Below are 22,038 nucleotides of genomic sequence, written 5' to 3' on the forward strand. Positions count from 1 at the left end.
ACTGTCTATTGATTTTTCTTGATCGCAGAACGAACTTTCCCCACAAAAACATGCAGTTAGCAGCGAACCGCGTCGAGTGCTGACAGCCTCGGAAAGCGCTCCTGCGGCATCCCGCCACGCGAATCCAACGTCTAATGTTGCCGTCGCGGCGGAACTGGTAATAATGCCGCCGAATTCGCGGCTGCGTGGCCGCGATCCCGCGGGCGTTTCAAGCCCGCGGATTGGTTCGGGAGGAAAGCCAAGAAATGTCCGAGGTTCATGTCCATCGCGTCCAGCCGGCGTGGAAGAAGAACGCGCTGATCGACAATGACACTTACCTCAAATGGTATGCCGACAGCGTGAAGAACCCGGACAAGTTCTGGGGCAAGCACGGCAAGCGGATCGACTGGTTCAAGCCCTTCTCCAAGGTCAAGAACACCTCCTTCGACGGCAAGGTCTCGATCAAGTGGTTCGAGGATGGCCAGACCAACGTCTCGTATAATTGCATCGACCGCCACCTGAAGAAGCGCGGCGACCAGACCGCCATCATCTGGGAAGGCGACAACCCCTACGACGACAGGAAGGTCACCTACAACGAGCTCTACCAGCATGTCTGCCGGCTTGCCAATGTGATGAAGAAGCACGGCGTCAAGAAAGGGGACCGCGTCACCATCTACATGCCGATGATCCCGGAGGCGGCTTACGCGATGCTGGCCTGCACGCGTATCGGCGCCATTCATTCGGTCGTCTTCGGCGGCTTTTCGCCGGATGCCTTGGCCGGCCGCATCGTCGACTGCGAATCGACCTTCGTCATCACTGCCGACGAGGGTCTGCGTGGAGGAAAACCCATTCCTCTGAAGGAGAACACCGACAAGGCGATCGACGTTGCCGCCAAGCACCATGTCAAGGTCAAGACCGTCGTGGTCGTGCGCCGCACGGCCGGCAAGATCGGCTGGGCGCCGGGGCGCGATGTCTGGTATCACGACGAAGTCGCGACGGTGAAGCCTGAGTGCAAGCCGGAGAAGATGAAGGCCGAGGATCCGCTGTTCATCCTCTACACGTCGGGCTCGACCGGCAGGCCCAAAGGCGTGCTGCACACCACCGCCGGCTATCTCGTCTATGTGTCGATGACGCACCAATATGTTTTCGACTATCATGACGGCGACATCTACTGGTGCACCGCCGATGTCGGCTGGGTGACCGGCCACAGCTACATCGTCTATGGACCGCTCGCCAACGGCGCCACCACGCTGATGTTCGAGGGGGTGCCGAACTACCCCTCGCAGTCGCGCTTCTGGGAAGTCATCGACAAGCACAAGGTCAACATCTTCTACACCGCCCCGACAGCGCTGCGCGCGCTGATGGGCGCCGGCGACGCGCATGTCACCAAGACATCGCGAAAATCGCTGCGCGTGCTGGGCTCGGTCGGCGAGCCGATCAACCCGGAAGCCTGGGAGTGGTATTTCAACGTCGTCGGCGACGGCAAGGTGCCGATCGTCGACACATGGTGGCAGACAGAGACCGGCGGCATCCTGATTACGCCGCTGCCGGGCGCTACCGACCTCAAGGCAGGTTCGGCGACACGGCCCTTCTTCGGCGTCCAGCCGCAACTGGTCGACAGCGAGGGCAAGGTGGTGGACGGTGCGGCCGATGGCAACCTCTGCATCACCGATTCCTGGCCGGGCCAGATGCGCACCGTCTATGGCGATCACGACCGTTTCGTGCAGACCTATTTTTCCGCCTACAAGGGAAAATATTTCACGGGTGACGGCTGCCGCCGCGATGCGGACGGCTACTACTGGATCACCGGCCGCGTGGACGACGTCATCAATGTCTCCGGCCACCGCATGGGCACGGCCGAGGTCGAATCGGCTCTGGTCAGCCATGACAAGGTTTCCGAGGCCGCCGTGGTCGGCTATCCCCATGACATCAAGGGCCAGGGCATCTATTGCTATGTCACGCTGATGGCCGGCGAGCAGCCGAGCGAAGAGTTGCGCAAGGAACTCGTCGCCCATGTCCGCAAGGAGATCGGCGCCATCGCCACGCCCGACAAGATCCAGTTCGCGCCCGGCCTGCCCAAGACGCGTTCGGGCAAGATCATGCGCCGCATCCTGCGCAAGATCGCCGAGGACGATTTTTCCGCACTCGGCGACACCTCGACGCTTGCCGATCCGGCCGTGGTCGACGATCTCATCGCCAACCGGCAGAACAAGAAGGGCTGATGCGGGAAGACGCGGCATTGGGCACCGTCACCCAGTTGTGGCGCTATCCGGCGAGTTCGCTCGCCGGCGAGCGCCAGGACGCCATCCTGGTCGGCACCCACAGCATCGAGGGCGACCGTATGTTCGGCCTCGTCGATATCTCGGACAACGAGATCGCCCGGCCCGATCGTGACGCCAAATGGCACAAGGTGCCGAGCATCCGCACCCGGCTGAGCCACGGCGGCGAATTGGAAATCGCCATCCCCGATGGCGACTGGCTCGCCGCACCCAGCGCCGAATGCGACCGCGCCGTGTCGGCCTATCTCGGCTTCGGCGCCTCGATCCGGCCGTTCCGCAGGGAGAATGCGGCAGGCTATGCCGGTCCGCTGACCGCGGAACGCTACCGCAAGGCGCCGATCCATCTCCTGACCACGGCATCGCTGGCGCGGCTGAAGGCACTGCATCCGGAAGGGGCCGCCGATCCGCGCCGCTTCCGCCCCAACATCGTCGTCGACATCGCTCCGGTCGAGGGCTCGTTTCCCGAAACCGAATGGATCGGTCGAAAGCTCGCCATCGGCGACCTGGTCTTGACCATCTCCGAGCCGTGCCGCCGCTGCGGCTTCACCATCATCGCCCAGGACGGTTTCGACAATGATCCAGGGATCCTGCGCAATCTGGTCCGCCACAACGGCCACAATCTCGGCGTCTATTGCACCGTCGACCAGCCTGGCCGTGTCGAGATCGGTGCGCCGATGCGGTTTGTCTGACCTGCCGACCCAAGCCTATCGATAAAGGTCCGCCCGGGTCGGTGGCAGGCCGCTCGGGCCTCGCGCGCGTTTGGTGGCGACGGTCTGGAATATCTGCGCCGAGGCGCGTTCGAAGGTGATGGAGCAGCCGCTCAGGTAAAGCAGCCACAGCCGCGCCTTGGCTTCGCCGACCTCGGCGATTGCCTCGCCGAACCGCGCCTGCAGACGCTCGGCCCACAGCCTGCAGGTGCGGGCATAGTGCTCGCGCAAATTCTCGACATCGTAGACGAGGAAGCCGTGCGCTTCGAGATTGCCTAGCGTCATGCCGACCGTATCGAGCTCGCCACCCGGGAAGATGTATTTGATCAGCGCCCGGTATTCCGGCCCCTTGCGCAGGGTCTTCTTGATGTCGCCCTTGCTGCGCCTTGTGATGGCGTGATGCAGATAGATTCCGCCCGGTTTCAGCAGCCGGTGGACAGCGGAGAAGTAGGCCGCATGGTTTGCCAGGCCCAGATGCTCGAACATACCGATGGACGATATCTTGTCGAAGGTGCCGGTGAGCTCTGCATAGGACTTTATCTCGATGGTGATCTTGTCCTCCAGACCCTCGGCGCGAATGCGCTCGCGGGCTAGTGAGGTCTGGGCTTGCGACAGCGATACGCCGTGTCCGACGACACCATAATTTTTCGCGGCGTGGATCAGCATCGCGCCCCAGCCGCAGCCGATGTCGAGCAATCTTTCACCCGGTTTCAGCCGAAGCTTGCGGCAGATATGGTCGAGCTTGTCGACCTGCGCCTCGTCGATGCCGTTTGCGAAATCCTGGAAATACCCGCAGCTATAGACCATGCGCTCGTCGAGAAAGAGCCCGTAGAAGGCATTCGAGATATCATAGTGATGCTGGATCGCCTCCTTGCTGGAGCCGCTGACGAACGGGTTGCGACCAGCGAGATCAACCCGCGACGTCATCTGCTTTCTCGAAAACAGCACCGCCGGCAAGTCACGCAGAAGCGCCCGTTTCGGCAATGTCTTCAGCTTCGACCGCAGCTTGCCCGTCGAAGGCAGGGCGTAGAAATCGAACAGCGATCCATCCTCGATGTCGACTGCCTTGGAAATCCACATCTCGATAAGGGTCGACAGGGACGGTCGGCGAACGATCTGCCAGACAATGTCGTGGTCGTTGATGACGAGCACGGGGCCGGTGGCGGGGCCGATCCGCTCGCCGGTCCACAGCCTGACCGCGAAGGCGGGCTTCACCGCCTCGACTACCGTTCGAACGATGCGCGCAGCTCTTTCGGTGGCGTCCATACCCTTCCCCACTGTCGATGGCTCAATCTTGTCCGTTCGGGACCTGGATCGCAAGCCAAAGCATACGGCGCCATCTTCCGGCAAGGATGCCTTTTTCAGCATGGCACTTGTCATTTGCTGCAACGCACCCCATCATGAGGGTGTGTTCAACAAATCGAAAGGAGGTGATCCGATGTCGAGTGATTTCGTTTTCCAGAACGTGGCCTCAGCGGATTGCACTTTCGGGAAGCAGTCTTCCCGTTAAGGCGCGAGATGCGCGGCGGGTGACGTGAACGTCACCGCCATTGAGCCGCGCCATGGACGGAAACACGGAAGGCCGCCGGCTTCGAAAGAAGCGGCGGCCTTTTCCGTTTGGGCTGGGTCCTACTTGGTCAAAGCAAGGGTTTCGATGTTGCGGGCGATTGTCTGAAAGGCCGAATCCAATTCGGCGCCGTCGGCGGCCTGATAGAAGTGCTTGACTGAACCGGTATCGGGGCTGGCACAGTTCTGGAGCGTCGAAGCGGCATTCGTCTCATCGAGTTTGAAGCCGATCGTGAATATCTCTATGCCTTTGTCGCGCATGGCGGCGCAGAGTTTTGTCGCGGCCGTGCGGATCGTTTCCTTGCCGGCATCGTTATAGACTCCGCCAACGCTGGTCGCGTCGAAATAGGACAGGTTGAATTCGCCGTCTGTCATAAGGATCGCGTACTTGCCAACTTTCTTGGGATCGAATTTGGCTGGCCGCTGAGAGGCATTGAGCACGCCGCCCCAGCTTTCCGACAGCATATACCAGGTCCATTGAACGCCGATGTGGCCGGCAGTACCCCCCGAGGCGCCAAGATTCTTGATGACATTCTTGAGCGTGGCGACGTCAGCCGTCAAAGGGACGAGTGCGGCGGCCGGGCAAGCCGCAGTGTTTGTGTTAGCGGCAAAGCTAGACAACAGATAGTCGCGGTTGACCATGCTGGAGCCAGGACCCGCCTCCGAATATTGATCGGTCCCCTTGCGTTCGGTGGCGCAATTGTCCGGGCGCGGGGATGCCGAAGCAGGTTGAGCGCTCGCATTGCCGGGTGCCTGCTTGCGCTGACTGGCATTGGCTTCCACATAGACGCTGCTGGCCGCAAGTTGGCCGGTATTGACCGAATTGGCGTAGGGCACGATGGAGAGGCGAACGCGCGGCTTGTTCGGGTCCTGAGTACCCAGGAAGCTGTCCACCGCATTGGCGGCGGCGGTCCTCAGGTCCTTGATTTTCTGACCGGCCATCGATCCGGTTACATCGAGCATCATCGCCACTTCGATGGTCTTGTCCGAATAAAGCGATGTTGTCGAAGCAGTGACCTGCCTCGCATCGTCCGTGCCGAAAATCGGGAAGAACAGGGCAACATCGACGTGGGCGTCCACCTGGACCGTTTTTGCGATCTTGTCGACGATCAGCCGGTCAAGAACGACTTGGCCGGCCTGCAGAATTCCGGCGGTAGCGTTGGCGTCGAGAAAGGCCTGCACGGATTTGTTTGCGTCGGCCTCCTTGATGGCACCCGTGGTCAGGTCACGTGCCGTCGATGTCACCGCCGCGTCGACGACGCCCTGCAGGCTCGATTTGGCATTGTAGAGCTGCGTGACATTGACCGAGAAGCCCGCGACCAGCGCCAAGACCGAGGCAGCAAAGCCGAACAGGACCGCGAAATTTCCACCGCGATCTCTGGCGAACCTGCCGACCGCGTGAACAAGCCCCCCGTAATTCCGCATCCAACAGCCTCCGCTTGCCTCGGCCTCGTCGCCGCGGACAGGGCAATGCAGGATTCCAGCCGGATGACTCCGCCTCACGCCGGGACACCTTCGGCCAGATATCAAGCTGTTGTTTTTGCTTGCTTTAGACCTTCGTGAAAGTGAACGGCTGGTAAACGAAAAACCACGATCCTCGCCGCGTTTACCAGACGCTTACCATGCTCGAAGCGAGGCAATCGCCGAAGTCTTGGCGACGTCTTGTTGCGGCACAGGCCTTCTGTGCCGAAGCGACCAACTGTCCCAGGGTTGCGAGGCATGGCACAAACCTACAGCATGTCGCGGCGAATGGGATTCGCCCGACCTGCTGTAGGCTTCTGATTTAATGCATGTCGTTGTCCCAGAACCGAGGACACTTCCGGGCGACATGCATTAGCCAACGCGTTGAGATTCAGGTCAGGCCGAGTCGAAAATGGCTGACGCCGAGAGCTAGGCCAGCATCTGCGCGCTGGCCGTCCTGTCGATACCGCGGTGGGGTGGATTGAACAGCCTGCCTTGCTGTTCGTAGGTCCATACCTTGAACAAGGTGAGCCGGTGCGGGCCGAAACTGTGCAGCAAGGGAACGTCGGTGGCGTCGCGGCCGCGCGCGATGACGACGCGACCAACCCTGGGCCGGTTATGGCGCGGATCGAACGTGTACCACTTGCCGTCGAGGAACGCTTCCATCCAGGCCGAGAAATCCATCGGCGCCAGATCGGCCGGCACGCCGATGTCGCCGAGATAGCCGTTCACGTAGCGCGCCGGAATGTTCATGCAACGGCAAAGCGTGATGGCCAGATGGGCGAAGTCGCGGCACACCCCGACGCGTTCCTCGTGCGCCTGCGCGGCAGTGCGGGTCGAACGCGCATAGCCATAGCCGAAGGACAGGCGGTTGTGGACATAGTCGACAATCGCCTGCACCCGCGCCCAACCGGACGGAAGATGGCCGAAAAGCTGCCAGGCGAGATTGCTCAGATGATCTGTCTCGCAATAGCGGCTGCCCAGGAGATAGAAGAGCACCTCGTCGGGTAACTCGGCGACCGGCATTTCCCGGGCCAGCGTGTTGACCTCGTCCGTCTCGCCACTGTCCTCGACAACCGCGTCGTAGAGGATGCGAAAGCCGCCGGCGGGCGCGGTGAAACGGCGGCAGGCATTGCCATGCAGGTCGTGATAGAGCCTGGTCGGCACCGATGGCGAGATGAGCACACGTGTCTGCCGCTTGATGTCGGCCCGCCTGTCCTTGTGGATTTCGAGCAGAGAAATCACCGGGGTTGCCTCGGCGCATTCAATCGCGATCTCGTAGCCGAGGCGTATCAGCATGGGCGTCGTCCCTGGTTCGCGTGATGGGAATTGTACGATTTCAAACGTTGCAAGGTGACGGTGGTTCCCTGGATCGCGACCCAAAAGCGCTCTCGCGCCTTTTCATGTCGGCACCTTGGCGTTACGGTTGCGTCCTCCCTCGACACCCTCCCCCGGACTTCAAGGAAAATCATGTTTGCTGGCAAAAAATTCGCCGCCTTCCTCTTCGATATGGACGGCACGCTCATCAATTCCATCGCCTCGGCGGAGCGGGTCTGGGGCGACTGGGCGCTGCGCCACGGCCTCGACGTCGCGGCCTTCCTGCCGACAATTCATGGCGTGCGGGCGATCGAGACCATCACCGCCCTTGCACTCCCGGGCGTCGACCCGACACACGAAGCCGATTTACTGCTGAAGGCCGAGGCCGACGATCTCGAGGGCATCCTCCAGATCTCCGGTGCCGTGGCGTTTCTCAACGCGCTGCCGCCGGAGCGCTGGGCGATCGTAACCTCGGCGCCACGCTCGTTGGCGCTTGCACGCATGAAGGTCGCCGGCATTCCTGTCCCTGGGGTCCTCGTCGCGGCGGAGGATGTTTCCCGTGGCAAGCCGGCGCCCGACTGTTTCCAACTCGGCGCAAGACGGCTTGGCTTCGACGCGCGTGACTGCCTGGTGTTCGAGGATGCCCCGGCTGGTATCGCGGCGGCGGAGGCGGCGGGAGCGTCGGTCATGGTGATCAACGCCACGCACCAGCATCCCCTGGCAACACAGCATGCCACGATCGCCGGTTACGATGACATCGACATCACCGTCGACGAACGCGGCTGGGTTGCGCTCGAGCCCCAGCGCAACGCAGCTTAGAGTGCAGCGCGGTCTGGAGTGTGCCGAGATTCAGGTCAGGCCGAGTCGAAAACGGAAGCTGCCGAGAACCGGAACGGAGCGTACTGAGGTATATGTGAGCAACGGAAGCGCAGGCAGCTTCCGTTTGCAGGCCGGTCTCACCTCAATATCAACACACTCTAGAAGTCGCTGGTCAGGCCTTTGACCTCCCAGTCGCCATAGCGGCCGGGTTCCTTGCCGCCGCGGCCGCCGATTTCCCGGGGCAGTGCTGCTTCCTTGCGGCGGTAGTCTTGCCGCCTTGCCTCGGCTTCCTGCAGCGCGCGGCGGGCGGCGGGCGTCAGCTCTTTTGGCGGCTCGCCGTCATCCGTGCCGGCTGGCGTTTTACTGGTTTCATCGTTCATGCGATATCTCGAGTGGATTGAAACAGGAACAGGCGTTTCCCATCATATAGCGATGACGTCACGAGGATCGACCCTTTTTCACCACCATCCGGACAGGAGCAGACGATGAACACCATTCGCACCGCCATGCTTCTCGCCGCCATGACTGCGCTGTTCATGGGCGTCGGCTTCCTGATCGGCGGTTCGGGCGGCATGATGATCGCCCTGCTGGTCGCTGCCGGCACCAATTTGTTCAGCTACTGGAACGCCGACAAGATGGTGCTGTCGATGAACCGCGCCGTCGAGGTCGACGAGAAGAACGCGCCGGAATATTACGCCATCGTCCAGGCACTGGCCAAACAGGCCGGGCTGCCGATGCCGAAAACCTATCTGATCGACAATCCGCAGCCGAATGCCTTTGCCACCGGCCGCAATCCGCAGAACGCGGCCGTCGCCGCCTCCACCGGCCTGCTGCAGCGGCTGACCCATGAAGAGGTCGCCGCCGTGATGGCGCATGAGCTCGCCCACGTCCAGCACCGCGACACGCTGACCATGACCATCGTCGCCACCTTTGCCGGTGCCATCTCGATGCTCGGGAATTTCGCCTTTTTCCTTGGCGGCAACCGCGACAACAACCCGTTCGGCTTTGTCGGCGTGCTGGCGGCGATGATCGTCGCGCCCTTCGCGGCCATGATCGTGCAGATGGCGGTCAGCCGCACCCGCGAATACGAGGCCGACCGGCGCGGCGCCGAAATCTGTGGACACCCGCTATGGCTGGCCTCCGCGCTTGACAAGATCGCCCGCGGGGCCGAACGCATTCCCAACCCCGATGCCGAGCGCAATCCCGCGATGGCGCATCTCTTCATCATCAACCCCCTGCATGGCGAGCGCATGGACAGTCTGTTCTCCACCCATCCGAGCACCGACAACCGCATCGCCGCCCTGCAGGCAATGGCGCGGCAGATGGGCGATGGCGCTCCGCGAACCGCGCAGCGCCAGGCACCGACGCCACCGCTAATGGACGAGCCGCAAGCAGCTGGACCGTGGGGCAAGCCGGCCGAACCGGCCAGCCCGAAATCCAATCCGTGGGGTCGCAACCCGACCGGGCCCAAGGGCCGGTGGTCGTGAGCGTGGCGGGCAGAGCACCTCGACGCACGGTTGCAGGCGATCAGGAACACAATGCCGGCGGCGAGTTCGTTGCCGGCCTCGCCGCGCGGAAGGCTGCGGCGCGGCTGCTGGCCGCAGTCATCGATGCCCGCACGCCGCTTGATGGCCTGACCGACCACGAGAACGGCCATCCGCAATACAGGGTCCTCGATTTGCGCGACCGTGGCCTGGTGCGCGCCGTACTGGTAACCGCGCTGCGCTACCGCATGACCATCTCGGGACTGCTGGCGCGGCGCCTGGAAAAGCCGCTGCCGCCCAACGCGACCGCCTTGTCGCACATATTGCATGTGGCGGCAGCGCAGATCCTGTTCCTCGACATTCCCGACAGCGCCGCCGTCGACCTAGCCGTGACCCACGCCAAGTCCGACCCCCGCACGCAGCGTTTTTCCGGCCTGGTCAACGGCGTGCTGCGCACGCTGGCGCGAGCCAAGGAAGCCGAGCTTCCGGCCGCGCTTGCCGCCACAGACGAAGCGCCAAAATGGTTTTCCGACCGGCTGAAGGCCGCCTATGGCACCGAGAAGGCCCGGCAGATCCTGGCTGCCCATCGCCACGAGGCGCCGGTCGATTTCTCGGTCAAGGCCGATGCCGAACTCTGGGCCGAAAAGCTCGGCGGCATTGTCCTGCCCACCGGAACGGTTCGGGTGGAGAAGCTAGCCTGCGCCGTCACGGAATTGCCGGGCTTCGCGGAGGGGGCATGGTGGGTCCAGGATGCGGCGGCCAGCCTTCCCGCCCGGCTGTTCGGCGATGTCGCCGGCCTGCGCGTCGCCGACCTTTGCGCAGCGCCCGGCGGCAAGACCGCGCAGCTCATTCTCGCTGGCGCCAGGGTCACAGCGGTAGACACCTCGAAGAACCGCCTGGCGCGGCTGGCGCAGAATCTCGGCCGCCTCGGCCTCTCCGCCGACATCGTCCAGGCCGATCTGCTCAAATACGAGCCCAGCGAATTGTTCGACGCCGTGCTGCTCGATGCGCCATGTTCCTCGACGGGCACGGTGCGGCGGCATCCGGACGTGCCGTGGACCAAGACGGCGGCGGACGTCGAAAAACTCGCCGACTTGCAACGCAGGCTGCTCGCGCGCGCCGTTACACTGGTCAGGCCCGGCGGTAGGATCGTCTTTTCGAATTGTTCCCTCGATCCGATCGAGGGCGAAGAACTGCATCGTTCCTTTCTCAAGGACACGGCTGCGGTCATTGACGATCCGCTGCGGCAAGGCGAGATCGCCGGCATCGATTCGTTCCTGACGCCGCAAGGCACACTGCGCACCACGCCCGCCGATCTTGACCTCGGCGCGCCGGAGCGCTCCGGTCTGGACGGCTTCTTCGCCGCGCGCATGCGTCGAACCTCGGCCTAAGCACTGGGATTTGCAGATTTTTTTAGGAAGGAACCGGTCCAAAAGCGGGGGACCCGGCGCCGTTCTATGGAATTCGCCTTCGCATAAGTTCTTGAATCATATAAGCTTGTGCTTGGGGTAGAGGACGATCAGGAGGGGTTTTGGCACTGGCTGCCAGCAACACGACGCGTCTATGGACGCTGGTCGCGAAGGAGTTCTGGCGCAAGACGCGCCGGCGCCTGCGTGCCAGCCCGGTCTATCGCTGGCGCTATTCCGGCCGCACGCCCGAACGTGTCCTGATCGCGCCGCCGGACCTGCGCCTCGCCGACCCGCAGATCGCACTCGAGATCTATTACGGCCGCTATCCCCTGTCTGGCCATCTGGTTGAGACCGGCGGCAAATCCCCTTTCCAGATCAATGTCCCCAATCACGGGTGGCAGAAGACGCTGCATGGCTTCCGCTGGCTGCGCCACATGCGTGCCGCCGGCACGGAGCTCGCCGCGGCAAACGCCCGCGCGCTCGTCTCCGACTGGATCGCCATGCATGGCAACCATATTTCAGGCATCGCCTGGGAGCCAGGCACGACGGCCAAACGCATCATCGCCTGGCTGCAGCATTCCTCCGTCGTGCTGCAGGGCGCCGAGTTCCCCTTTTACCGCGCGTTCCTGAAATCGCTGGCCATGCAGATCCGCTATCTCAGGTCGATGGCGCGCGAAATGCCCGACGGCAAGGACCGGCTGCGCGCCCGCATCGCGCTGGCCTTCGCGGCACTGTCCCTGCCGGCGCCGGCTTCCGCGCTGCGCGGCGCCACCCGCAACCTTGCCGGGGAACTCAATCGCCAGATCCTTGCCGATGGCGGCCATATCTCGCGCAATCCAATGGCTGTGCTGGAAATCCTCGCCGACCTCCTGCCGCTACGCCAGACCTACGCCAACCAGGCCGAAGCGCCGCCGCAGGCGCTGATCGGCGCCATCGACCGCATGCTGCCGGCGCTGCGCTTCTTCCGTCATCAGGATGGCAGCCTCGCCCGCTTCAACGGTATGGGCGCCACAATCCATGACCGCATCGCCACCATCCTGCGCCATGACGACACCGCCGGCTCCCCGCTGCTGCATGCACCGCATTCGGGCTATGAACGGCTGGCGATCGGCGGCGCCACCGTGATCGCCGATACCGGCCTGCCGCCGCCGGTCGACGTGTCCAATGCAGCCCATGCCGGCTGCCTCGCCTTCGAACTGTCGTCGGGCCGCCAGCACTATATCGTCAATGCCGGCATCGACACCTACGGCGCCGCGGAGTTCCGGCCACTGGCCCGCGCCACCGCAGCGCATTCGACAGCCACCATCAACGACACGTCTTCGGCGCGTTTCACCCACGCGCTGCGGGTCAACGACCAGTTGGGATCACCATTGATCGGCGGCCCGCAGCAAGTGCAGTGCAAGCGCATCGACCAGAAGGGCGTCCACGGCTTCATCGCCCGTCATGACGGATATCTGCAGCGTTTCGGCTTCCTGCACGAACGTGAGCTGAAACTGTCTTCGGACGGCAATGTGCTGGCGGGCCGGGACCGGTTCCAGCGGCCCGGCAACGCCGCGATCCGCAACAGCGGCCGCGATTTCATCACGGTGCGCTTTCACGTCCATCCGGACATCAATCTGCTGCAGGACGAACAGGAGCGGCTGGTGCTGACCGCCGATCTGGCCGACACCTGGGTGTTCACCTCGGACGAGGTGGTGCCCGAAGTTGAGGAATCGATCTATTTCGCCGGTCTGGGCGGGCCGCGCCGCAGCCGCCAGATCGTGCTCGCCTTCAAGGCGTCCGACATTGCCGAAGTCCATTGGCAGCTGACGCGGACAAAGATCGCCGGTTATCCCGAAAACAACTGAACCGCCGCCAAACCAGTCGGCTCAAGCCTGCTGCGGGATACCGAGGGCGTCATAGGTGCTGAGCGATGGCGGGCCGGCGAAGGCGAAGCGGATCTTGTCGACCATCGCCGCCGCCTCGCCGCTCATAGCGCTCGGCATCCTCTGCCGTGCTCCAAACGGTGATTGCCATGAACGTGTCGCGCGCCTGGTGCTGCTGCAGCAGAACGGCGCTGATATTGCCCTTGGCAGCGCGGATGGCGGGGATCGCCTCGGCCTCGTAGACGTCCCGCACCCGCTCCGTCGTGTCCGGCAACGCCCTGAACTGGCCAATACGCACGAATGCCATAGGTTTTCCTCCATCGCGAGCACATGAGCCTATACTGGATGCCCTCAATTTCATATGAAACCGTCGAATGACGCGCCACGCTTGATTTCCGGGCCTCATATGCTACGGCGCGGGGCATCCATCACACCAGCCGTGAAAGGCCGCCAGCCAATGGCCGTCGCCGCCAAGAACATTCCCGCCCCGGACCTCGTTCCCGTCCGCCGTGCCTTGCTCTCCGTCTTCGACAAGACCGGGCTGATCGATTTCGCCAGGGCACTGGCCGCGGCCGGCGTCGAGCTCGTCTCCACCGGCGGCACGGCAAAAGCGATCGCCGAAGCCGGCATGGCGGTGCGCGATGTCTCCGAGCTCACCGGTTTTCCCGAGATCATGGACGGCCGCGTCAAGACGTTGCACCCGTCCGTGCACGGCGCGCTGCTTGGCGTGCGCGACGATCCCGAGCATACATTGGCGATGCGCAAATACGGCATCGAGCCGATCGATCTTGTCGTCTCCAATCTTTATCCGTTCGAGGAGGTCCGCCGCTCCGGCGCCGACTACGCGGCGATCGTCGAGAATATCGACATTGGCGGCCCGGCGATGATCCGTGCCTCGGCCAAGAACCATGCCTATGTCGCCATTGTCACCGATCCCGGCGACTACGCCGCGGTGCTCAACGCGCTGGAGATGAACATCGGCTCGCTGTCGCTGGATTTCCGCAAGAAGCTGGCGGCCAAGGCCTTCGCCCGCACCGCCACTTATGACGCGGCGATCTCGGGCTGGTTCGCCGAGGCGCTGGAGATCGAGCATCCGACCTGGCGCGCCTTCGGCGGCAGGCTTGCCGAGGTCATGCGCTACGGCGAAAACCCGCATCAGGATGCCGGCTTCTACGTCAATGGCGACAAACGGCCGGGCGTCGCCACGGCGCGGCAGCTGCAGGGCAAGCAGCTATCCTACAACAACATCAACGACACCGATGCCGCCTTCGAACTGGCCGGCGAGTTCGATCCGAACCGCTCGGCCGCCGTCGCCATCATCAAGCACGCCAATCCGTGCGGCGTGGCCGAAGGTACGTCGCTGAAAGCGGCCTACGCCAAGGCGCTCGCCTGCGACCCGGTCTCGGCCTTCGGCGGCATCGTCGCCTTGAACCGCGCCCTTGACGCCGAGGCGGCCGAGGAAATCGTGAAAACCTTCACCGAGGTGATCATCGCCCCCGACGCCACCGACGAGGCCGCGGCAATCATAGCTGCCAAGAAGAATTTGCGCCTGCTGGTCACCAGCGGCCTGCCCGACCCGCGCACGGCAGGCACGACGGTCAAGTCGGTTTCCGGTGGCCTGCTCGTCCAGGGCCGCGACAATGCCGTGGTCGACGACCTCGAATTGAAAGTGGTGACGAAGCGCGCGCCGACGCCCAGCGAAATGGCCGATCTGAAATTCGCCTTCCGCGTCGCCAAGCACGTCAAGTCGAACGCCATCGTCTATGCCAAGGACGGTGCCACCGTCGGCATCGGCGCCGGCCAGATGAGCCGGGTCGATTCCTCACGCATCGCCGCGCGCAAGGCGGTCGACGCGGCGGAGACGACAGGCATGGCGGAGCCGTTGACCAAGGGCTCGGTGGTCGCTTCGGACGCCTTCTTTCCCTTCGCCGACGGCCTGCTGTCGGCCATCGAGGCCGGTGCCACCGCCGTGATCCAGCCGGGCGGTTCGATGCGCGACGACGACGTCATCGCCGCCGCCGACGAACACGGCATCGCCATGGTGTTCACAGGCGTGCGGCATTTCCGGCATTGAGGAGCTTCTTCCCTTCTCCCCTTGTTGTGGGAGAAGGAAGAGGCGCTGCTATTCAACCGGCCGATCCGCCGGATACGGCGTGCGAACCAGGATCGCCATGCCGATGGCCAGGAACAGGATAATCGCCGCCATGCCGAGCCGCGCCGAGCCGCTGGTTGCGGTAATCGTCGCCACCATGAACGGCGCCAGGAAACTGGTTGCCCGGCCGGCTAGCGCATAGATGCCGAAATAGCGGCCGGATTCGGCTGCGGTCACGCTGCGCGCCATGTAGGAGCGCGACGACGCCTGCACCGGCCCGAAAGCCAGGCCGATCAGCAGGCCGTACATGATGTAGGCCTTTTCGGCCGCCGTGCCGAACAGGCCTCCCGAGTCGGTGGTCGAAAGCTGGATCAGGCCAAGCAGCGTGAAGCCCGGGCCGGTCGAGACGACGCCGATGGTGGCGATGGACAGCATGACCAACGAAATCATCACCACCGCCTTGGAACCCAGGCCGGTGTCGAGCCGCGCCGCGATCCAGCAACCGAAGATGGCGACGACGTTGAGGATGATGCCGAACATGCCGATCTCGGTGATAGACCATTGGAACATGCCCGCCGCGAACGTGCCGCCCAGCGCCAGCAGCGCATTGACGCCATCCTGGTAGATCATGCGGGCGACGAGGAAGCGGAAGATGCCGCCACGCTTGCGCACCTCGGCCAGCGTCGATTTCAGCTCCGACAGGCCTTCGCGCACCGCCGGCCCGATCGGGATGCCCTTGATGGCGTCGGGCGTGAAGAAGAACATCGGCAGGATGAACAGGAAATACCATCCGGCCGACAGCGGCCCGGTGGCGCGGGCATCCTCGCCCAGCTGCGGGTCAAGACCGAACAATGGGGTGATGCCGATGATCGTCTTGCCGGTTTCCGGCGAGCCGGCCAGGCAGGTGACGACGAAGATCAGTGCGATCATGCCACCGAGATAACCGAGACCCCAGGCCACGTTGGAGATGCGGCCGATCTCGCTCTTCGGCACCAGGCGCGGCATCATGGAATCGTTGAAGACGGTGGAAAACTCCGCCGCCACCGACGCCAGCGAGAACAGCGCCACGATCAGGAACAGGTTCGAGCCGGGCGCGGCGAACCAGAGCAAGGTGAGACTGGTGACCTTGATCGCGGCGAAGAAGGCGATCCATGGCTTGCGCGGTCCGGTCTGGTCGGCGATCGAACCGAGGATCGGCGACAGCACCGCGATGACCAGCCCGGCAGCGGCGATGCCATAGCCCCAGACGGCTTGGCCGGTGGTGGGATCGCCCGCCATGCGCGAAACGAAATAGGGGCCGAAAATGAAGGTGGTGACGACCGTGAAGAACGGCTGCGCCGCCCAGTCGAAGAACATCCACCCCCAAATGCCGCGCCCGGACGCCCGCTGGATTGTCTCTACCGCCATAGTGATTCCCCCGGCACCCGCTCCGCCCATTTCGGGCGCCATGTCTGCATGTTTCGAATGTTCATGCAAATGGACAAGCGCTGGCTCACATTCCCGTCAGATCGCTCATCAGGCCCGACGCAACCGACAGCCGCGACACGGTGATGTCGCCGCCTTCCGTCAGCGCCTGTAGCCGATCGCGGATGCGCGCCACCCGCTCGCCGCCGGCTTCGAGCCAGGCCGCCACCGGATCGGCCGCCTTGGACTGGCCGGTGAGCGCGGCGACCGCGATACCGCGCCGTGCCGCGCCGATCGTGTCGGTGGCGCGGGACAGAGCGAGTTGATCATAATAGTCCGAAGGCGTGATCGAGCGCGCCGCATCCTCGACGCGCGGGATGCGGAAGGCGTCGCTGACGGCGAAGAACGCCCTGGCGGCCGCGACAATATCGGCAACGGCGGTGCGCGCCGTCAGCGCGATATCGGGGATGAGCTCCGCCGCCTCGCTCATCGCCAGCTGCTCGGCCAGCTTCTCCGGGGCGCCAGCCTTGAACAGCCCGTGCCGCTTCTCCTCGATCCGCTCGCGGGAAAAAGCCGGCAGCAGCGATACCAGTTTGGGCTCCAGCGCCTTGCGCGCCTCCTGCAGTTCGGCGATGCGCTGGCCGAGCGGTGCCGTGCCGGCATCGTTCTTCAGATACCAGCCGCTGCTCATATAGATGAGCCGGCTCACCATCTGGTAGAGATCGAGCTGCACCTGGCCGTCGATCTGGTTGTCGAGCGCGTCGATCTCGCGATAGAGCGCCGGCAGCGCAAAGCCATCGCGCACCACGGCGAAGGTGCGCACCACATCGGCGGCAGTGCGCCCCGTCGCTTCCTGCAGCCGGTTGACGAAGGACGGCCCTCCGCGATTGACCAGGTCGTTGGCCACGACACGGGCGATGATCTCGCGGCGCAGCCGATGACCGTGGATCTCGGAAGCGTATTTCTTCGCCATCCGGTCCGGGAAATAGCCCATCAGATCGCGGTCGAAATGCGCATCGTCCGGCACGTCGCTGGCGACGATGTCGGAAAACAGCACGATCTTGGCATAGGCGAGCAGAACGCCAAGCTCGGCCCGGGTCAGCGGCTCGCCGCGTGCCTCGCGCTCGGCAAGGGCTACCGGCGACGGCAACGTCTCGACCACACGATCGAGCAGGCCGCGCGCCTCCAGCGCCGTCATGAAGCGGCTTTGATGCGCGATGTCGGCGAGACCGCGCTTGCGGGCGATCGAAAGCGCCAGCGTCTGCTGGTAGTTGTTGGACAGCACCAGGCCGCCGACCTCGTCGGTCATCTCGGCCAGCAGCTTGTTGCGCGCCGGACGTGTCAGCGATCCCTTGCGCATGGCGGACGCCAGCGCGATCTTGATGTTGACCTCGACGTCGGAGCAGTTGACGCCGCCCGAATTGTCGATGGCGTCGGAATTGCAGCGGCCGCCATTCATGCCGAACTCGATGCGTGCGCGCTGCGTCACACCGAGATTGGCGCCCTCGCCGATCACCTTGGCGCGCGCGTCGAGCGCGGTGATGCGGACGGCATCGTTGGCGCGGTCGCCGACCTCGGCATTCGTTTCGGTCGACGCCCTGAGATACGTGCCGATGCCGCCGAACCACAACAGGTCGACCGGCGCCTTGAGGATGGCGGTCATGATCTCGACCGGCGTGGCGGTCGTCTTGGCGAGGCCGATCGCGACCGCCGCGGCCGCCGGCAAGGTGATCGACTTCTGGTTGCGCGAGACGATGACGCCGCCTTCCGACAGCTTGGTCTTGTCATAGTCCTGCCAGCTCGAACGCGGCAACGCGAACATGCGCTCGCGCTCGGCCATCGAGGCCGCCATGTCAGGATCCGGATCGATGAAGATGTCGCGATGGTCGAAGGCGGCGATCAGCCGCGTTTTCGGCGACAACAGCATGCCGTTGCCGAACACGTCGCCCGACATGTCACCGACACCGACAACAGAGAACGGCGAGGTTTGGACATCGCGGTTCATCTCGCGGAAATGCCGCTTGACCGCTTCCCAGGCGCCCTTGGCGGTGATGCCCATCTTCTTGTGGTCGTAGCCGGCCGAACCGCCGCTGGCGAAGGCATCGTCGAGCCAGAAGCCGTGCTTCTCCGAGATGGCGTTGGCGGTGTCGGAGAAGGTCGCCGTGCCCTTGTCGGCGGCGACGACGAAATAAGGATCGTCCTGGTCGCGGCGCACTACGCCGGCCGGCGGAATGACGCCGTCCAGGCCGATATTGTCGGTGATCGACAGCAGGCTGGAGACAAAGTTCTTGTAAGCCGAGGTGCCGGCCTCGAAAATGGCGTCGCGGCCGGCGCTCATCGGCAGCTTCTTGGGATAGAAGCCGCCTTTGGCGCCGACAGGCACGATGACGGCATTCTTGACCTGTTGCGCCTTGACCAGGCCGAGCACTTCGGTGCGGTAGTCCTGGGCGCGGTCCGACCAGCGCAAGCCGCCACGCGCCACCGGGCCGAAGCGCAGATGCAGGCCTTCGACCTCGGAGCCGTAGACGAAGATTTCCCGCCATGGCCGCGGCGCCGGCAATCCCTCGACCGCCTGCGATTCGAGCTTGATCGCCAGCGACTGGCCTTTCTCTTTCGTATCGGCAACGAAATGATTGGTGCGCAGCGAGGCTTCGATCAGATTTAAATAGCGGCGGATGATGGTGTCGTCGTCGATGTTGGGCACATCTTCCAGCGCATCCCTGATCTTGGCCTTGAGGTGCTTGGCCGCCACCACGCCTTCCGTTTCCGCCGTCGGGCCGAGCCGCGCGATGAACAGGTCATGCAGGCCGCGCGCGATCTCGGGATAGCGGTTGAGCGCCGCGGCAATGAAATCCTGGCTCTGCGGAATGCCGACCTGCTGCAAATAGCGGCCATAGGCGCGCAGGATCGTGATCTCGCCCGACCACAGGCCGGCGGTCTGGGCAAGGCCATTATAGCCATCATTGTCGACATCGCCGCGCCACACCGACAGGAAAGCGTCCTCGAACAGCGCGCCGCCGTCGGCGAGGTCGATCGGCTTGCCGTAGCTGTTCTCCAGCTCCATGTCGTGGATGAAGACCAAGCCCGACTGGTCGTCGCCGACCTCGAAGGTGCGCTCACTGATGACACGGAAGCCGATGTTCTCCAGCACCGGAACGCGCCGCGACAACGCCACCGGGCTGCCATGGTGATAGATCTTCAGCGCCGCCTGGTGTGGCTTCTGCTCGGCATGGCGGTAATAGTCGATGGCGATCGGATTGCCGGCGCTGATCTTGGCGATACGCCCGGCGTCGGCCAGCGCCACCGCCGCGCTGAACGTATCCCGGTAGCTCTCCGGCAGCCGCGCGGCGATCGCTTTCAACGCCGGATCGCTGCCGCTGGCTTCCGCTGCGTCGGCAAGCGCATCTTCCCAGGTGCGCACGATGTCGCGGATCGCCGCCTCTATCGTCGCCTGCTCGACCTTCGGCGTCTTGCCGCCGGAGCGGCCGATGATGAAGTGAACGCGCGCCAGCCCGCCTTCGGGGAAGGCCGGGTAGTAGGCCGACAGCCGGCCCTCGAACACGGTTTTCAGATAGGCGCCGATCTTCTCGCGCACGACGCTGTCGTAGCGGTCGCGCGGCACGAAGACGAGGATCGAGACGAAACGGTCGAACTGGTCGGCGCGCACCAGCGCTCGCACGCGCGGCCGTTCGACCAGGCCGAGAATGGCAGCGGCATGCTTGCGCAGGATCGGAACCGGCACCTGGAACAGCTCGTCGCGCGGGTAGCTTTCCAGCACGTTGATCAGCGCCTTGCCGGAGTGGTCATGGCGGTCGAACCCGGACTTGGCGATGATGGTTTCGGCCTTGGACCTCAGATACGGGATCTTCATCACCGACCGCGTATAGGCGGTCGAGGTGAACAGGCCGACGATGCGCAGTTCGCCCGCCAGCGCACCCTTGGCGGTGTAGGTCTTGACGCCGATGTAGTCGAGATAGATGCGCCGGTGCACCAGCGACTTTGCATTGGCCTTGGTGACGATCAGCGGCTCCGGTCCGTGCAGGAAAGCACGGATTTCCGGCGTCGTCGTCACCGCCTCGGTCCCGCGCCTCAGCACCAGCACGTCCGGGTCGGTCAGGATGCCGAGGCCGGGCTTTTCGGCGCGTTCCAGATTGCCGCTTTCCTCGCCGCCGGTATATTTGAATTCACGCATGCCGAGGAAGGTGAAGTTGTCGTCGCGCAGCCACTCCAGGAAGGCGATGGCCTCGGCGACGCTCTTCTTGTCGAGCGGCACCGCCGAATAGCGGAATTCGGAGATTGCCTGATCGAGCCGGGCCAGCATCGGCCGCCAGTCGTTGACCGCGGCGTGGACCTGTCCAAGCATCTTGCGCAGCCGCTCGGTCAAGCCATTTGCCTGTTCGGGCGTCAGCCGGGGAATATGCACATGTATCACGCTCAGCCGGTCGTGGCTGCCGTCGTCCTTGGCGAAATTGCCGTCGCCGAGGATTTCGTCCACACCCGTCTTGCCATGGCGAACCGTGATCACCGGATGGGTGACCAGGGTCGGTTCACCTGATGTCTCTGTGACCTCGCCGAGGATGGAATCGAACAGGAACGGCATGTTGTCGTTGACGACCGTGATGACGGTCACCGGGCGGCCTTCGCGAAAGACGCCCGAATCGGCTTCGACGGCGACGACGCACTCACCCTTTTTGTGAACGGCGACCGCCTGGCCGGCGAGATCGGCGGCACGTTCGAGGTCCGTCACGTCGTAGGCGGCGATATCCTCCGCCGGCGCGCGGGCGAGCAGGTAATCGGTGAGCCTGGCCGGTCTGTCCTCGATCTTCGCCGCAGGTGCCTTCTTCTTCGACTTGGCTGCGGACTTCACACTGGCCATGACGCTTCTTCCCTCCCGTCGCATGCTTTTGCGACTATGGTAGCAGATGACCGCTGTTTGGCGACAAAGGTTTGACGGCTTGCTAAGAATTATCGGAATTCGGCGGCAAGGCATCGCCTGACGAGGAGAAATGATCCATGACCGGCAAAATCACCGCGCTTGACCTGGCCTTGGGAGAGCTAAGCGAGCCGACAAAAGCCTATTTCGCCAAATGCGAGGAAAAGCTCGGGCTCGTCCCCAACGTGCTCAGGGCCTATGCCTTCGACGACAAGAAGCTGCGCGCCTTCACCGACATGTATAACGACCTGATGCTGGGCGAATCCGGCCTGTCGAAGCTGGAACGCGAGATGATCGCTGTCGCCGTCTCCTCCATCAACCACTGCTACTATTGCCTGACCGCCCATGGCGCTGCGGTGCGTCAGCTCTCGGGCGATCCCTTGCTCGGCGAGATGATGGTGATGAATTTCCGCGCGGCCGACCTTTCTCCGAAGCAAACGGCGATGCTCGAATTCGCCGTCAAGTTGACGCAAGAGCCGGCCAGGATCGTCGAGGCCGACCGCGCTGCATTGCGCCAGGCCGGCTTCAGTGATCGCGACATCTGGGACATCGCCTCGACCGCGGCCTTCTTCAACATGTCGAATCGTGTCGCGGCCGCGATCGACATGCGGCCGAACGACGAATATCACGCCATGGCCCGATAGGGCCACGCGCGCTCCACCATCGGTCCTCGTTCTCATCAAGCGTTGACAGGCAGACACTGCCGGCTAGGTTTCCGGGAAA

Annotated in this window: 15 protein-coding genes; 8 read left to right on the forward strand and 7 right to left on the reverse strand. The window is 63.8% G+C overall.

Annotated features, from left to right (window positions below):
* The first annotated feature begins 245 nt into the window (after window positions 1-245).
* Both acs and FJ960_RS21700 read left to right on the forward strand, forming a co-directional pair.
* The gene (acs, locus tag FJ960_RS21695; protein ID WP_140716669.1) at window positions 246-2,201 is read left to right on the forward strand and encodes an acetate--CoA ligase; all 1,956 of its coding nucleotides are present in this window, start codon (window positions 246-248) and stop codon (window positions 2,199-2,201) included.
* Window positions 2,201-2,947 (forward strand): MOSC domain-containing protein, encoded by a 747-nt coding sequence (locus FJ960_RS21700; RefSeq protein WP_140716671.1) that lies wholly within the window; start codon window positions 2,201-2,203, stop codon window positions 2,945-2,947. The genes acs and FJ960_RS21700 overlap by 1 nt, the downstream gene beginning before the upstream one ends.
* 15 nt (window positions 2,948-2,962) lie before the next feature.
* Here the strand turns inward: FJ960_RS21700 and FJ960_RS21705 are convergent, their stop codons facing one another.
* From FJ960_RS21705 to FJ960_RS21715, 3 genes are all read right to left on the reverse strand, one after another.
* Window positions 2,963-4,231, reverse strand: coding sequence for a cyclopropane-fatty-acyl-phospholipid synthase family protein (locus FJ960_RS21705; protein ID WP_140503898.1), 1,269 nt, complete (start codon window positions 4,229-4,231; stop codon window positions 2,963-2,965).
* A 363-nt stretch (window positions 4,232-4,594) separates the two neighbouring features.
* Window positions 4,595-5,956: a pilus assembly protein gene (locus tag FJ960_RS21710; RefSeq protein WP_140716673.1), complete on the reverse strand. Its 1,362-nt coding sequence runs from the start codon at window positions 5,954-5,956 to the stop codon at window positions 4,595-4,597.
* Window positions 5,957-6,421: 465 nt separating this feature from the next.
* The gene (locus tag FJ960_RS21715; protein WP_140716675.1) at window positions 6,422-7,291 is read right to left on the reverse strand and encodes a transglutaminase family protein; all 870 of its coding nucleotides are present in this window, start codon (window positions 7,289-7,291) and stop codon (window positions 6,422-6,424) included.
* Between the two features lie 171 nt (window positions 7,292-7,462).
* On the opposite strand from FJ960_RS21715, the gene FJ960_RS21720 reads away from it, so the two are divergent.
* A complete protein-coding gene (locus tag FJ960_RS21720; RefSeq protein ID WP_140503902.1) occupies window positions 7,463-8,128 on the forward strand; it encodes an HAD-IA family hydrolase in 666 nt (221 codons plus the stop codon).
* Window positions 8,129-8,286: 158 nt separating this feature from the next.
* On the opposite strand, the gene FJ960_RS21725 is transcribed toward FJ960_RS21720, so the two are convergent.
* On the reverse strand, window positions 8,287-8,508 hold the full coding sequence (locus tag FJ960_RS21725; protein WP_027145146.1) for a DUF1674 domain-containing protein: 222 nt from the start codon (window positions 8,506-8,508) through the stop codon (window positions 8,287-8,289).
* A 105-nt stretch (window positions 8,509-8,613) separates the two neighbouring features.
* Here FJ960_RS21725 and htpX point away from each other — a divergent pair, with 105 nt between their 5' ends.
* The 3 genes from htpX to FJ960_RS21740 all read left to right on the forward strand — a co-directional run bounded on the left by htpX (window position 8,614) and on the right by FJ960_RS21740 (window position 12,868).
* Entirely contained in the window at window positions 8,614-9,615 is a 1,002-nt protein-coding gene (htpX, locus tag FJ960_RS21730) for a zinc metalloprotease HtpX (RefSeq protein WP_140716677.1), read from the forward strand.
* Window positions 9,612-11,003, forward strand: coding sequence for an RsmB/NOP family class I SAM-dependent RNA methyltransferase (locus tag FJ960_RS21735; RefSeq protein WP_181174284.1), 1,392 nt, complete (start codon window positions 9,612-9,614; stop codon window positions 11,001-11,003). The genes htpX and FJ960_RS21735 overlap by 4 nt, the downstream gene beginning before the upstream one ends.
* A 140-nt stretch (window positions 11,004-11,143) precedes the next feature.
* Window positions 11,144-12,868: a heparinase II/III family protein gene (locus FJ960_RS21740; RefSeq protein ID WP_140503905.1), complete on the forward strand. Its 1,725-nt coding sequence runs from the start codon at window positions 11,144-11,146 to the stop codon at window positions 12,866-12,868.
* A 49-nt stretch (window positions 12,869-12,917) separates the two neighbouring features.
* Here FJ960_RS21740 and FJ960_RS21745 read toward each other — a convergent pair whose 3' ends face one another.
* Window positions 12,918-13,193, reverse strand: coding sequence for an antibiotic biosynthesis monooxygenase (locus tag FJ960_RS21745; RefSeq protein ID WP_210243290.1), 276 nt, complete (start codon window positions 13,191-13,193; stop codon window positions 12,918-12,920).
* Between the two features lie 150 nt (window positions 13,194-13,343).
* Between FJ960_RS21745 and purH the strand changes: the two genes are divergently transcribed.
* Complete coding sequence (gene purH, locus FJ960_RS21750) at window positions 13,344-14,960, forward strand: bifunctional phosphoribosylaminoimidazolecarboxamide formyltransferase/IMP cyclohydrolase (RefSeq protein ID WP_140716681.1); 1,617 nt, start codon at window positions 13,344-13,346, stop codon at window positions 14,958-14,960.
* Between the two features lie 48 nt (window positions 14,961-15,008).
* Here the strand turns inward: purH and FJ960_RS21755 are convergent, their stop codons facing one another.
* Together FJ960_RS21755 and FJ960_RS21760 are read right to left on the reverse strand one after the other, a co-directional pair.
* The gene (locus FJ960_RS21755) at window positions 15,009-16,385 is read right to left on the reverse strand and encodes an MFS transporter (protein ID WP_140716683.1); all 1,377 of its coding nucleotides are present in this window, start codon (window positions 16,383-16,385) and stop codon (window positions 15,009-15,011) included.
* Window positions 16,386-16,470: 85 nt separating this feature from the next.
* Window positions 16,471-21,258, reverse strand: coding sequence for an NAD-glutamate dehydrogenase (locus FJ960_RS21760; RefSeq protein ID WP_140716685.1), 4,788 nt, complete (start codon window positions 21,256-21,258; stop codon window positions 16,471-16,473).
* A gap of 137 nt (window positions 21,259-21,395) precedes the next feature.
* Here FJ960_RS21760 and FJ960_RS21765 point away from each other — a divergent pair, with 137 nt between their 5' ends.
* Complete coding sequence (locus tag FJ960_RS21765; RefSeq protein WP_140716687.1) at window positions 21,396-21,959, forward strand: peroxidase-related enzyme; 564 nt, start codon at window positions 21,396-21,398, stop codon at window positions 21,957-21,959.
* Window positions 21,960-22,038 lie beyond the last annotated feature (79 nt).

Origin of the sequence: Mesorhizobium sp. B2-3-11 (assembly GCF_006442215.1) — a bacterium.
Taxonomy (GTDB): domain Bacteria; phylum Pseudomonadota; class Alphaproteobacteria; order Rhizobiales; family Rhizobiaceae; genus Mesorhizobium; species Mesorhizobium salmacidum.

Excerpts from the sequence above, each read along its gene's own strand:
- FJ960_RS21760 (WP_140716685.1), bottom strand. The coding sequence starts at position 21,258 with ATGGCCAGTGTGAAGTCCGCAGCCAAGTCGAAGAAGAAGGCACCTGCG.
- acs (WP_140716669.1), top strand. The coding sequence starts at position 246 with ATGTCCGAGGTTCATGTCCATCGCGTCCAGCCGGCGTGGAAGAAGAAC.
- purH (WP_140716681.1), top strand. The coding sequence starts at position 13,344 with ATGGCCGTCGCCGCCAAGAACATTCCCGCCCCGGACCTCGTTCCCGTC.
- FJ960_RS21765 (WP_140716687.1), top strand. The coding sequence starts at position 21,396 with ATGACCGGCAAAATCACCGCGCTTGACCTGGCCTTGGGAGAGCTAAGC.
- FJ960_RS21725 (WP_027145146.1), bottom strand. The coding sequence starts at position 8,508 with ATGAACGATGAAACCAGTAAAACGCCAGCCGGCACGGATGACGGCGAG.
- FJ960_RS21700 (WP_140716671.1), top strand. The coding sequence starts at position 2,201 with ATGCGGGAAGACGCGGCATTGGGCACCGTCACCCAGTTGTGGCGCTAT.
- FJ960_RS21755 (WP_140716683.1), bottom strand. The coding sequence starts at position 16,385 with ATGGCGGTAGAGACAATCCAGCGGGCGTCCGGGCGCGGCATTTGGGGG.
- FJ960_RS21720 (WP_140503902.1), top strand. The coding sequence starts at position 7,463 with ATGTTTGCTGGCAAAAAATTCGCCGCCTTCCTCTTCGATATGGACGGC.
- FJ960_RS21710 (WP_140716673.1), bottom strand. The coding sequence starts at position 5,956 with ATGCGGAATTACGGGGGGCTTGTTCACGCGGTCGGCAGGTTCGCCAGA.
- htpX (WP_140716677.1), top strand. The coding sequence starts at position 8,614 with ATGAACACCATTCGCACCGCCATGCTTCTCGCCGCCATGACTGCGCTG.
- FJ960_RS21715 (WP_140716675.1), bottom strand. The coding sequence starts at position 7,291 with ATGCTGATACGCCTCGGCTACGAGATCGCGATTGAATGCGCCGAGGCA.
- FJ960_RS21705 (WP_140503898.1), bottom strand. The coding sequence starts at position 4,231 with ATGGACGCCACCGAAAGAGCTGCGCGCATCGTTCGAACGGTAGTCGAG.
- FJ960_RS21745 (WP_210243290.1), bottom strand. The coding sequence starts at position 13,193 with ATGGCATTCGTGCGTATTGGCCAGTTCAGGGCGTTGCCGGACACGACG.